This window comes from Acetobacterium wieringae, assembly GCF_026646375.1.
Taxonomy (GTDB): domain Bacteria; phylum Bacillota; class Clostridia; order Eubacteriales; family Eubacteriaceae; genus Acetobacterium; species Acetobacterium wieringae_A.
Window position 1 is genome coordinate 190143 of record NZ_JAIPPU010000002.1, and the last position, 14420, is coordinate 204562.

A 14420-nucleotide genomic window follows, 5' to 3' on the forward strand; every position below is an offset into this window, starting at 1 on the left:
TCTTCTAACTTTATCGAATCGTCTAGTCTATCCCTAAGCTACCTTCATTTCTATTATCAGCTTGTCTTTTCCTACGATAATAAAAAGACCCTTTCCAATGTTCAAAATTAGACTTGGAAAGGGTCTTTTTTCATTAATAACGTCTGCTTAAATCATCACTCATTACATCGGGTACCAGCCTTAAGTAAAGGCCGTTACCCGATAATGTTCTTACAACTTTTCACGTCAAAAATATCGGTTAAACAACTGGTTACATTGGTTAATCAGCAATTGTTATGACTAAATCGGCTACCGTACTTATATCGGTGCTGTCATTTGACTTGATTTTAATCGTAACTGTCGCCTGACCAGATGTCCCCTTATCTACAATTTTACCATAATCAGCGCTTGACGAGTCAGTTACAAGTGACGCATCACCCGCAACACTTTTTTGCGTAAACGTCACAGTATACTTATTCACATCAAATACCACTGGAATACTACCACTTGAAATTTTTGTCTGTATACTCTCAGTCATCAATCGCTTAATTTCCGTATTGAGATTGTCGTTAACATTGAGTGCCAACCGAATACTCGTAATATTAGCCTGTCCTGTCACAATATCAGCTTTATAAATCAGGTTTTCACGTGCTGCTTTGAATGCCGCTGTCGCATTTTGGTATTCAGTTTGATCATTTTCTTTCGGATCCAGACTGACTGTCGTATAGAGCGCTGCATAATCCTTCCAGGAATTGGCAGTAAACTGATCTTCAATTTTTCGAAGGGCCTGCGAATGCGCCATTTCAACCTCAAAAGCTTTGATGTCGTCGCCTGTTGCTGCAGTTTTTAACATTTTTAGCGCAATCGGAATCATCTCCGTGGCCGTATTAATCTGACCTTGTGTTGCTTCAATCAGGTTTCTTATCGGAATTCCATTGTTGATGCAGAACTGAACATAGGCAGTATACGAGTTACTGGTATAAACATATGTATCTGGCGAGCCCTCAAGATTAACCAGAGTGGCTTTGGCTAACTGATAGGCATCAATATCCAAGCCTGTTGCATCCGAAGGCATCAGTAGTCTGATCGCCCCATCAATTACTTTTGTCGCATTGATAATATCACTCGGTGCACTACTGGCTGAAATGAGCGTTGGCACCCAGTTTCCGCTACCATCAAAACTCGCATACTCTTCAACTTTCGATTTATAATAAGTCCATGTCGGAACTGTCGCTTTTGCTTCAATCGCTCCCGGACTGATGATATTACGCTGATACAATTCAAGGGTTTCTTTAAAGGCTTTCAGCTCGACCTCATTCTGGCGAATAAGCTTTAACTGCGCCGCTTCAATCGCTGATTTTGCCGCATTTACAGCCGTCTGCAGATCATCCTTCGTTCTTACATTTGCCGAAACCACCTTCATGTAAGCCTCCCAGGAAGCCGTTGTGTAATTTTCTTTTTGAACCCGACTCAAGACTTCGTTGTAAGCTGTCATGTCCGCCCCCAACTTTAATCGACCCTGGGCATTGATAATATCATTGGTTGCCGAATCAATCTTGGCCTGAGTGTCTTCAGATGATATCAGATTATATTTTTTGAGCACACTTAAATATTCATTCCAGGTTGAAGTTGTATACTTATCTTCCTTTCCAATGTAAGCATCTCTGGCTTTTATGAAGGCCGTCATATCCCCTTTTTTCTTTAGCAGATTTCGTTGCGCTGCTGCAACCAATTCCACAGCCCGGTCTATTTCCGCCTGAGAGTTGTCAGTTGTAACAAAATAACCTTTGGCTGATATCTGTTTTTGGTAGGCACTCCAACTTTTCTCAGTAAAATCAGATTCCTTCAGCGGCACCGGATTGCTTAAATCAGCAGCATACGTTGCTAAAATATAGTTGTAACCATTTGGCAGATCGAGTCGGCCTTTCTCCATCAGTTTCATCTGGGCCCGCTCAATCTTGACTATCGCTGCGTCAATTTGCGCCTGGGATTTATCCCGATCCATTTCATTGCTACTGAGCACCTTGGCATAAACGGCCCAGGATGCAGCGGTATACTCTGTTTCCTTCATCGGTCTAAGAACTCGGGTATCACTTGTTTTATCGGGATCTTTTCCCAAGTAAATATTGTAGGTAAGCAACGTATCATAACGGCTCAGATTTCCACCTCGCAATAGTTTGTACTGGGCTTTTTTAATATTAGCTACTGCCGTATTGACCTGAGTCTGTGATTTGTCAGGATCCATGACGTTGGCATCCAGAACTTTCTGATAAGTAGCCCAGCTTGATGTGGTGTAATCACTTTCCGCCATCAAAACAATTGCTTTAGTCGACGTCGTATCATCTGGATCTTTTCCCAGATAGAGATTATATCTCAGGGCTTTGTTATACTCGGTATAATCACCGGCTCTTTCCACCAGCTTCAGGCTGGCCGCCCGCAGTTTTGTCACCGCGGCATTGATCTTAGCCTGGCCATCCTGCGGTTTAAGAAAATTGGCGTCAATTACCTTTTGATAGGTAGCCCATGAAGCTGAGGTATAGTTATCCTGATCAAGACCGATCAAGTCTTCGTATTCTTCCAGATCTTCAGCCGCTCCCTCCAGCTTTTTCTGGGCCGCTTCGATTTTTTCGGTCGCCGCATCAATGGCTTCCTGGCCATCAGCCGGAATGACTACATTGGCTGCCACTACTTTCTGGTAGGCATCCCATGAAGCCGTTGTATAGTCGGTTCGAATCACCGCATTGATGGCGGCATAGTAATAACGCATGTCTCCAGCCGGTACCAGATTCATTTGCGCTGACAAAATTTTAAGAACAGCCGCATCGATAACCTCCGGTTTGCTCATGGCATTCACTACCACTGAACGAACCTCTTTCTGATAGGCACTCCAGGACACCGTCGTATAGTCTTCTTTGTTAACTGCATCCAATACCGCCTGATAATAGGTTAAATCAGCTTTTTTCACCAACTTGCTTTGGGCTGCTTCAATATTTTTAATGGCTTTTTCTATATCGCTTTGGGTATAGGTTTCATCCACAAAATTGGCATCGACCACATCCTGATAAATCGCCCAAGTAGTTTCAATATAGTCTTCTTCTTTTACTGCGTTGAGAAGCGCATTGTAAGCGGTAAAATCAAACTTTTTGACCATTTTTTTCTGGGCTTCATCTATTTTTTTAACCGCCGCATCGACTTCCGGTTGGGTATTGTTTTCGGTCATGGCATAGGATGAGACAACGCTCTGATAAGCTAACCATGACTCTGCTGTATAGTCTTCCTCCCGAACAGCATCCAAGGTTGCCTGATACTCGGTTAGATTAACCTTCCACTGCAGTTTTTTCTGAGCTTCCAGAATATTTTTTAGAGCAGTATTGATATCAGCCTGGGAATCATCCTTCGTAACCACATTTTCAGCCACCACATCCTGATACACCGACCAAGTATCCGGGGTATAATTCACTTCCTGTACAGAGGCAAGTGCTGCATTATAGGCAGTTAAATTCTTTGCCAGCACCAGATCTTTCTGCGCTGCTGTAATGTTGGCAATGGCTTGTTTAATTTCTTCCTTACTGTTATTCTTTGTCATTACATTGGCATCGACAATTTCCTGATAATCAGCCCAGGATTCGCTGGTATATGAATAGGGATTAACTGCATTCAGCGTCGCAAGATAGGTTTCGTACTCCTCATTCACTTCGACAATTTTAATTCGGAGTCCCTCAAGTCTTAAGCCTTGCCCTGATGTTCCGGCGGTTTCACCACTCTTAAACCAGGTATCGGAGTTGTTAACATCCTTTAACCAGCCCCGGTTCTGAACCTGAACATTGTATAAAAGACGATAGCCCGGCATATTGTTGAGTACCAGCCGAATACTTTCAAGACGCAGACCCTGGCCGCTGGTTCCGGCTTCATTGCCCATGGCAAACGGACCCAAATCGCCCCTGTTCTGCACATGAACATAAGTCTGAATGCTTGCGCCTGCCGGTAGCGAGCCCGTTAATCCCACCAGTAAGGCTTCCAGTCGCTTGGATTCTCCGACGGTACCTGACAAAGCGCCATTACTTTTCCAAGTGGTTTCCCAGCCATAATCCTGAATATGAGTTTTATACTGAACTCCCGGTTCGGTAACAATTGTTGCCTGAGCGCCTTCAGCCCATACTGTCGGCGAAAAAAGCACCGAAGTCAGCAAAACAGCCGATAACATCGACGCTGTCCGTTTTTTCATTGCCATGACAAGACCTCCTTTAATTTTTCACGATCTGTCCTAAATTGCTTATATCATCGATCATTGATCGATCATCAAATCCAAATGAAATTTTTTTAATTAATTATATCATACTCTCACGATGATGTTATCGTCAAAAGAGAAAAATTCTTTAATGAATCCCGCAAATTTTCAAATCAAAACGGCTTTTCTTAAAGAAATGAGCCCCCTACCAGCATCAGCCAGTAAAGAGCTCAATTTTAATTCCATCGGCTATTCTATTATTAATCTACCACAAGACTATTCTGTATTTCACTTCTAGAAATTGTTTCATTTTTGCTATCTTTAATGTCCACATAGAAGGTATAAGTACCCGCTGTTGATGGTTTATAGGAATAGTAATAGGTTGTCGAGAAGGCCCGAATAATCGTCTCTTCGCTGTCACCTTCTTTTTTCATGGAGAACTGATAATAATAGGGTCTGATCCCCTCCTGTCCGGTAGCTGAAAGCCGGTCGCTGCTGCCTAATGCCATGCTGGTTTTATTGATAGTAAAGTCTTTGACCGCGGCCGTTTTGACTACCGTATAACGATTAATGGTTTTTTCAACAGAAATGGAATCTTCCTCTCCATTCTCGTTATCCGTTACCACGACAAAAAACTTATAGGTACCGGCTTCTTCCGGTTTAAAACTGATGGTACCGGGCGTCTCATCATCTTCTTCAGTGATGGGCTGGCGTTCTTCTTTCTCCAGCTGATAATAGAATTCATAGTCAAACACTCCGCTGCCGCCAGCAACGGTGGTGGTCAGGGTAACCGGTACGTCTTCATATTGTTTTCCGGTCGGCGACACGGTGAAGCTCCGGATAACCGGTGGATCGACCACCAGATAATCACTCAGTAGGGCTGTTTCTTCGTCAGAGCTACTGACAATCTTGTTGGCATCGGTAATCTCCACCTTAAAGCTATAGAGGCCGGGTTTCATGGGCCGATAGCTGACAGTCTTGGATGTGGTGGATGAACCAATTTTTTCCCAATCTGCCACATCATCTTCATCATTTAAACTGTCCCGCTGATAATAAAACTGATACTTATAAGGGGTCTTGCCACCCGTTCCGGTGGCCGTCAGCTTAATTAATGTACCGATATTCTGAGGTGTTTTCTTATCTACCACCAGACTTTTGACACTGACATCTCCCAGCACCTTAAAGCTGCTGATTTTCGCTGTTTTGCTCACATTTTTTTCATCGGTTACCTCCACAAAGAGGTTATAGGTACCGGCCTCTTCCGGAATGAACTCCGCTTGAGCCACCCGGTCCTCTTCTGATGTGGTGTCCAGATCGCCTTTCTCGGCGCCCCGGGTCCAGTAGAAGCGATAGTCCAAGTCCCCAATACCGGTATCAGAAGCCACCGTGGCTGTCAGTTCAACGGTATCCTTGACATAGACCGGTTGACCGGTTTGATCGGTTGTTAAAGTCACCACCGGGGGATTGTTGATATCAAAATCGATGCTTTCGGTGGCAGTATTGCCTTTGGCATCAGTAATCGCCACCAGCAGAATATAGGTTCCTGCGCTTGCCGGTTTAAAGGTAGCATAATTCTTTGTTTTATCGCTCGGGATCAGACATGCCGCATAATCAGTTTCATCGATTGTATCCAATTTATCTTCTCGCAGTTTCTGGTAAAAAGCATAGGTAAACGGCGCCTGTCCACCATCCGGGGTGGCTGTCAGTTTAATTTCGGTATTGATATCCTGACCAGTGGGTTTGCTGGTTTTCAGGCTTTTAACGCCGAAGGTTTTTAGCACCACAAATTTACTGCGGGTATAGGTGGCACTGGTCAAGCCAGTATTCTCATCCCTGGCACTGACATAAAAGGTGTAGGTCCCAGCGACGGGCGGTGTGAAGCTGGCCACATTCTCCGTTACATCGGCGGCATCGATGGTCTCTGATTTTGAACCGACCTTGTAGGAAAAACTATAGGTCAAATTCTCACCACCAGCCTCCGGTTTTTTGTTGGCGATTAATTTAATTTCTTCTTTTTCATAGGAACTGTTCAATTCTTCCTCTTCATCAGGATCGGTTATCACCAAACCGGTAATTATTGGTGGGTCTGTTACCGTTACTGCCAGATGCTTTTCAACCGAGTTTAAGCTGACCATACCATTTTTATCAGTGATTTCGACATAAAAAGTATAATTGCCAACTTGATCAAATTTATCAAAACTAATGGTTTTTAGTTTATTGTCCACCGGCGAAATATCGGTTTCTGCTTTGATTACATTTTCCTCATCATCTTTAATTTCATAGGAAAACTGATATGTATAGGGTGCAACCCCGCCTTTGCCGGCCGCGGTTAACTGAATCGTATCGCCAATGATCACCCCATCGGTTTTACTGGCTTTAAGACTGGTCACTTCCAGTCCGGTATTGACCTTATAGCTGGTTATTTTTTTGCTGACACTGCTGACTCCATCCGAAACTACCACTTCAAAGGTATAGGTGCCGCCCGATAAGGGTTTATATACCACCGTGGTCGGATCACTGTCGTCATCGACAATCTTCTCCTTACTGCCATTGACATAGAAGGCATAGCTTAGCAGCGCTTGACCAGAATTTTCCTGAACTTCTGCTGTTAGTGAAATATCTTCACCCGGATAAACCGCTGTGCCCTTCTCTGGCAGCACCGTGAAATCATCAATAATGGGCGGGTTCTTGATCTGATACCCGGCTATCTCCGAAACAGCCTGTTTTCCATTAGCATCGGTTACTATCACCCGCAAGGTATATAGGCCCACATCTTCAGGGGTGTAAAAAGTAAGCGCTGCTGTTTTTGCGGTCAGCTCTGCCGGGATGCTTCCTATACTTCCCGAAGCATCCTCCCATTCATAGGTATAGGTATAGGGGGATTTCCCTCCGGTTGCTGTCGCCGACAGCTTAATGGCACTGTTTATCGACGTTCCCGAAGCTTTGTCCGTTTTCAGCCCAGCCATCAGTGTTTTTAACACCACCACATTTTTCAGGATTTGGGTCGCTTTCAGCCCATCATTATCAATCACATCGATTGTCACACTGTAGGTGCCGGCTGTTTGCGGAGTAAACTCCAAGCTGTTAACATCAGTCTGTGTCACGCTCTTAACGACTTTCGTGCCATTTTTAATGGTAAAATGATATTGAATTGGTCCGGTTCCGGTTCCATCCTTAAGTGCTGCCGTAATCAGAATGGGATCGTTGACGTAAATTGCTGTTTCCGGGTCAGCTTTATTAACGGCACTGATTTTGTCAATCACCGGGCCGTTGACGATTTTGTAATTTTCAATGGTCTTGGTGGTGGTTTGGCCCTTGCCATTATCATCGGTTATTTCAACATTTAAGGTATAGGTACCCACCTGGGTTGGCTCAAATAATACGGTATTGGTGGTTGACGATGCATTCTCATCGACATCAACCGGACCGCCATCATTTAATTGATAGGTGAACTTGTAAGTATAGGGTGTTTTACCACCGCTGCCATTGGCTGTCAGCTTGATTGGGGTATTTACATTCTGGCCAGATGGTTTATCGGTCACAAAGCTTTTGGTGGCCACAGCTGCCAGAACCTTGTAGCCGGTTTGCGTTGCGGTTGTTTTTAAACCGTTATCATCGGTCACTTCAACCATAAAGCTATAATTACCGGCAATCGTTGGGGTAAAGCTGATCGATGCCTCCTTGTCATTGACATCGGGATCGGACAATTCCACCGTCTTGGAGCCCAATTTATAATAAAACCGATATTTAAAGGGAGCCGTTCCGCCGTCTACATCCGCCTGGAGGATGACTTCATCCCCGACATAGTGGGTTAATTCTTGATCAGGATTGGTTGTTATCTGGGCCAGGGGATTATCGCGGATCTCATAAACCAAAGTTGCCTGCTCCGCTTCTTTGCCATTGGCATCCCGGGCGATCACCTTGATGGTGTATTCCCCGGCTTCGTTGAGTGGCAGACTCACGGTGTTTGTTGCCACAGCCTCGCCCTGATAAATGTCTTCACCGTCGCGGTCACAGGCAAACTGATAAGTATAAGGACCCTTACCACCACTGGCTGAGGCAGTAAATTTTACGGTTGTATTACGGTTTTGAGGCGATACCTTGTCTGACTTCAGAGTTGCTGACGGTCTGGTCAGTACCGGATAATTATCCGATACAGCCTGGGCCACCACTTCACCATTTTCAATAACATCGACATAGAAGCGGTAGTTTCCGGCTGAAGGCAAAAGAAAATCGGTGACCGTCTCCGCTATCCCGGTTTCAATCGGGGTCCTGGTCTTCCCTTCATCAAGCGAATAGGCATAGGAATAGGTATAGGTGTCCTTGATACCGGAGACACTGGCATTCAGGCTGACTTGATCCTCAGGATAGGCCGGGCTGCCATCATCTTTGGCTGCTGTTAATGTAACAACCGGAGTAATTATCATGTTTTCGATGATCGCCGGTGTTTCGGGAGCAATCTCGGAAACAATTTTGCCACTGCCATTTTTTATTTCCAGGTAAAGATCATAAATGCCGGCCTTGAGTGGGGTAAAACTGGCTGTCGCTGCCGTTGAAAAATCCTGAATTGGTATTTCTCCGCCATCTTCAAAGATCGCAAAAAAACGATACTGGTAGGCCGTTTTCCCACCGGAACCTTCGGCATTCAGAAGAATGGTCGTGCCAATGGGATGGGTCTGGGAATTATCCGGTGACGCCGTAAATGATTTAATGGCCAGATCATCCACAATGCTATAGTTTAGAATCTCACTTTTGGCCGTCCGTCCCTGCTGATCAGTCACTTCCACATAAAGATTATAAAGGCCCGGGGTATCCGGTCTAAAGGTGGCTTGGGGGAGTACTGAATCATCCAGTACCTGGGTTTCTTCACCAGTGGTATAGTAAAAGCGATAGTTGAGTGTACCACTGCCGGTATTGGCAACTGTGTCGACCGTCAGTAGGATTTCACTGTCATAATATTGGGGCGAAGCCTTGCTGGCCTTAAAACCATTTTCGGCAATCACTGGTTCATTGGTCACGATAATATTCTCATACGTCTTTTGAGCGGTCTTGCCATTTTCATCTTTTGCTCTGACATAAAAAGTATAGGTACCAGCTGTATCCGGTGTAAAAGCAACTGAACTCAAAGCCGTATCGCTGGCAATGTTATTGGTGGACTCCGTTTTATCAATATTGATCCGATCCCAGAAATAATCGTATCTGATTGCCCCGGCTCCTCCGGACGTAGTTGCCGTCAATGTAATCGGATTGCCAACAGCAATTTCACTGGCCGGTGAGACTTGAAAATCATCCACTGTCAGAAACTCAATCTCATGAAAATTGAGATCCGCTTCATAGGCATAGTCATCAGCCGGTGAATCTTTCACGCCATATATTTCTACCGGACTGCCTGCAAACATCCCAAAGCCCCACATCTTTACCGATTTGGGAATGCTGACTTTCACCAGTTTTTCGCAATTTCCAAAGGTCGGATTGCCTAAGTTGGAATAAATATCGGTCATGGAAGTCGGCAGTTCAATTTCCATCAGGTCGTCACAATTGTTGAAGGCCCCCTCTTTGAGATATAGCAGATTATTGGAAAATTCTACGCTGGTGATCACCTGGTCTTTAAAAACATCGCTACCAATGCCCACGACTTTTTTTCCGGCCAATGTATCCGGAATTTCAACAGCGGCTCCACCACTACCTATATCATAGCCTGTGATCTCAACTCCACCATCAACCTCTGTCCAGGTGAAAATCTCTTGAGCCGCCACTTTCATGGACACATCTTCTGCCAATAGATTAAGCGGCATTGATGTCAATACCATCATAAATACCAGCATTATACTCAGCCATCGATTGATCCGTTTTATCATCCCTTTTTCCCCCTTAAAACTTTTTATATTTGCATTGCAAGCGTTTATTTTGATTATAGCACATATTCATGGTACATGAATGTATTATCGACATTTTTAATCAATTTATTAGTATTTTTTCTCATAAAAATAAAAGTGCAATTGCTGTTTCATCCTCAGCAATTGCACAAATAAGTTATACATTCAATTTTGTTTAGTTTTTTATGGATTAATAAAGATATCCAAATTGGCCGTTGTCCCAGCTGCACCGCCATCAAGGGGAGTGATTGTAAAGGTGACCGTTGCCACCGTATTGCCTTCATCGGTGATTAAACCCGTGGTCGGATTAATCACTGCGGTACCGCTGTCAATCCGGTTAAAGGTGATGGTATAATCGGTTTTATCGATTCCCGCTGCGGTAATCATATCAGCCGCCCGGGTCAGAATATTATCTCCAACCTTGCGCACCCCAAAATTAGTTGAATTGATCTTGGCTTTGCTGATCACATAAGCACCGGTATAAACCAGATTGTTTTGAGCCGCTAAAATTTTTGCTGTTGCTGCATCGACCGCTGACTGGATATTATCGGGGGTCACCACATTTGCCGTCACCACTGTTTGATAGGCCGACCAGGAAGCCGCTGTATAATTCCCCTGAGATACTGCCGTCAGTGCCGCATTATAAGCAGTCAGATCCGAGCCTTTAACCAGAATCGACTGCTGCAGGGCAATCAGAGTTGCAGTATAACTGTCCACTACACTTTGAGCATACCCTTTTAGGGTATCGGCAGCAATTTCCACAATAGCCTTGACCTGGCTGTTATTGTTATAGGCTGTAAAAGAAGCCGTGGTATACGGGCCATCACTGATTTTAATATTCTTGGCGGCATTAAACGCCGTCAGATCGGCAGTTGCAATCAGTTTTGTAATATAGCTGTTTATGTCAACCGTCGCCGCATCAATCGTCGCTTGTGCCGTTTCTTTGGTAATCACATCATATACCCATTGACCGTCTGTCAGTGTACCGTAGCTCTCACACTTTTCTGTATAGCTATTCCAGGTACTCGACGTATATGGCGCATTAGCCGCATCTGGACCATACTGAACATATAAAGCAATTGCTTTATTGAAATTTGTTAAATCAGAATAAAGCACCAGACTCTTCTGCGCTGCCAAAATTTTAGCTGTTGCGGCGTCGACTTCGGTCTGGGTATTCATGTTTGTAACCACATTGGCATCCACCACAGCCTTATATGCCGTCCAACCCGACTTGACCATATCCTGGGTCACGGCTGCCAAAGCAGCTTCATAGTTTGTTAAATCTGCCAGTTTGAACAGATTTTTCTGAGCTTTAATGATTGCAATAGTCGCTGCATCCACTTCGGCCTGGGTGTTTTCTTCGGTTACCACATTGGCTTCTACCACAGCTTGATAGATCGCCCAGGATTCTGCCGAATAGTCGGCTTCTTTAGCGCTTTCCAGCACGTCATTATAAATGGTCAGGTCTGCTTTTTTGACCAGGCTCAGCTGTGCTTTTTCAATGGCCATTGTTGCTTCAGTAATTTTATTGGCTATATCCGCTTTTGTTACAACATTAGCATTCACCACAACCTGATACACCGTCCAGGAAGCACTGGTATAATCTGCTTCATTAACATTTGCCAAAGCCGCCTGATAGGCATCAAATGCGATTTTCACTGGGGTTTCAACAATTTGAATTTCAATGGCTTCCAGCCTCAGACCCTTACCTTCTGATCCAGACAAAGCGCCATCGGCTACCCAACCCTGAGCCCAGCCTTGATTTTGAATATGTGTACGATATTTGACTGAATAATCCGCAGCATCTGTGCCGGTCAGTTTGATTTCAATGGCTTCCAGCCGCAGACCCTCTCCCACAGAACCGGCCAGATCACCGTTTGACACCCAACCCTGGAACCAGCCCTTGTTCTGAATATGAGTCTGGTATTGTATTCCTAAACCATCCGGCACATCTCCCGATAATTCAATCTCAATTCCTTCTAAACGAAGACCTTTGCCTTCTGAACCAGAAAGGCTGCCGTCGTGCATCCAGCCCTGAGTCCAGCCCTCGTTTTCAATATGAGTACGGTAAGCCACACCAAAAGCCATGTCTGATGTTGTATCTGTTTCTTCGGCAAAGACACCGGTTGGCAAGCCCATGATCATCATGCACATACCTACGATAATACCTATCCTTAGTTTTTTCACATTGTACCTCCGTTTATATTTGTTTTATGTTTCTCTTCATGTTAGCTCCTCCTTAGAATTTTACACCTTAATGCCCTTTTTTGCAATCTAAGTTTGACAGACTCTTAAATATTGAAATTCTAACACAGATACCATTGGCACCTGCGTCGCAATTGGCTGGTTAGATCGGGTGGCACTATAGTCCGGAACGCTCCTGTCACGGCTGTAAACGCTAAATCAATTTGGAGAGAAAAGATTCCCCCATATTTTCCAGCCACTTCAAGAACTTAAAAAGACGACCCGAGTCCCGAAGAACCCGAATCGTCTCTATTCACTGTTTCTAAACCAACCAAAGTAAGAAACTGTGATAAAATTCTTACTTATTGTTCTTTTATCGTATTTTCGATTATTCGTTTCCCGATTCCCAGCACCCTACTCAATTGCCGAATGCTACAACTCGTTTCCTTATGTATTATCCGTTTCTAATAGATTCAGTTTTTCCAAGACTGCCTGTTGAAATGTCTCATTGGTCATGTTCTCGCCTGCCTTTGAAAAATTTGTTATTCAAAATTACTTTACTATCATTATGCACCATCTCAAAGCTAAATAGAATCCATTTTCTTAAACGCTGTTTTGATACGGTTTTCTAAGTCAATTGGGTGATATCTTTCAGATTCTTTTTTCAGATAATTTGATACTATCGCTAGTTGCCCTGTTGTCAATTCATGATACTGATTCTCAATGGCATGCAGCATAAAATCACGACTTTTATCCATTACTTCGAAAAGCAAGTATTCGTCCTCATTTTTATAACCTGCCCCACTATCAATAGCAAAATCTAGGCTTGTAATTATAGCCACATATAAATACAACTTTTCCAGGAGACTGTTTGTATTTTCTGAATGCTCCAATAATTTACTGCTGAGCAATACTAAATAATCTACATCGGGAATCTTCCTGCTAATTTCGCATGTGACGCTTTCTTTATAATCATCAATTGACTCTTCTACAGAAAGTTGTCTCTTCACCAATTTCAAATGAACTTCTCTTCTGAAGCTAAAATCTTTTAACATTCTGTCAATTATCAGTTCCGAAAGATTTTCTTTAGAATGACTCAATAAAAACTGTTTCCAGTTCTCACGATCCTCAAATGTTTCAATCCACTCTTTCACTTCCTTCATTTTCCACCTCATATGAAGTTGAAATCAACTTGATGAACTCATTATATTCATCCTGATCGTCAAAACTTTTATCAAAAAATTTTCCATCTTTGTATCCGTAAACTATTAAATCGCTACCAACAGTTTTATAAAAAAAGCTATCGTATTTACGTTCAAGATAACCTTCAAACCAGCCTTCGAGATATCCATAACAATTTTTGATCATATATTTTATTTCTTCTTTTGTGAAATCTTCAAAGGGACTGTAACACTTACTTCTATCAAGATTTTCATTTATTGGTATAATTTTTGCAAGTTCATAATCTATAGCACCTCTGAGATCGTGAACAATCATCAGATATCCAAGATTTTCTTTTTCATCAGAAAATCTCAGTAAAAAATGAAAGCAAAAAGAGCACTTATAGCCATCTCCAATCCCCTGTTCATCATTTGGACCAAAAATATCTTCAAGAGTCACAAACATTTTCGAAAATAATAACTTCTTATGCAAATTTAATAATGACATCTGCCAAATAAAATCATTCATTTCTATCATTACCGCACGTTTTGCGAGAGCCAAAAACTGTGGCCTAGCAAGGCGAATCATATGAACTTGTCGATCATTCCCAGTAGATATTGTAATAGAATTGTTTTTTATTGGATACATCAGTTCAATGTCTAATTTTTTTAGGATTCCGTCAATATACTGATAATTCTTCTCAAATTTATTTTTCTTATTTTCCTCAAGACGTTCTCCGCGGATTTCTTTAACCAAATTCACAACGTTTTCTTCTGTTTTTAGATTAAGCCGTTCCCCTTCTCCCTGAAAAGCATTCTGAACTTGTTCGAGAGCCAGCATGACAGAATCAGCTAACACGATATAACCGTCTTTTTCAATGAAAGCCACCTTGTCACCTTCTTTGAGATTCATTTTTTTTCGAATATTAATTGGAATGGTGATTTGACCATCTGACATAACTTTTGCTAAATCCATTTAACACCTCTTTTAAC

5 protein-coding genes are annotated in these 14420 nt (G+C 43.1%); all 5 read right to left on the reverse strand.

Annotated features, from left to right (window positions below):
- Positions 1-259 precede the first annotated feature (259 nt).
- Positions 260-4210, reverse strand: coding sequence for a hypothetical protein (locus tag Q7P33_RS02580; RefSeq protein WP_286944893.1), 3951 nt, complete (start codon positions 4208-4210; stop codon positions 260-262).
- A 257-nt stretch (positions 4211-4467) separates the two neighbouring features.
- Complete coding sequence (locus Q7P33_RS02585; protein ID WP_303867186.1) at positions 4468-10065, reverse strand: triple tyrosine motif-containing protein; 5598 nt, start codon at positions 10063-10065, stop codon at positions 4468-4470.
- A 201-nt stretch (positions 10066-10266) separates the two neighbouring features.
- Entirely contained in the window at positions 10267-12270 is a 2004-nt protein-coding gene (locus tag Q7P33_RS02590) for a hypothetical protein (RefSeq protein WP_243134771.1), read from the reverse strand.
- A 581-nt stretch (positions 12271-12851) separates the two neighbouring features.
- Positions 12852-13430 (reverse strand): hypothetical protein, encoded by a 579-nt coding sequence (locus Q7P33_RS02595; RefSeq protein WP_148637382.1) that lies wholly within the window; start codon positions 13428-13430, stop codon positions 12852-12854.
- Positions 13405-14403 (reverse strand): AbrB/MazE/SpoVT family DNA-binding domain-containing protein, encoded by a 999-nt coding sequence (locus Q7P33_RS02600; RefSeq protein WP_148637381.1) that lies wholly within the window; start codon positions 14401-14403, stop codon positions 13405-13407. Before Q7P33_RS02600 ends, Q7P33_RS02595 begins: the two co-directional genes overlap by 26 nt.
- Between the last annotated feature and the right edge of the window lie 17 nt (positions 14404-14420).

Coding starts and splice junctions, on each gene's coding strand:
- Q7P33_RS02580 (WP_286944893.1), bottom strand. CDS start 4,210: ATGGCAATGAAAAAACGGACAGCGTCGATGTTATCGGCTGTTTTGCTG.
- Q7P33_RS02585 (WP_303867186.1), bottom strand. CDS start 10,065: ATGATAAAACGGATCAATCGATGGCTGAGTATAATGCTGGTATTTATG.
- Q7P33_RS02595 (WP_148637382.1), bottom strand. CDS start 13,430: ATGAAGGAAGTGAAAGAGTGGATTGAAACATTTGAGGATCGTGAGAAC.
- Q7P33_RS02600 (WP_148637381.1), bottom strand. CDS start 14,403: ATGGATTTAGCAAAAGTTATGTCAGATGGTCAAATCACCATTCCAATT.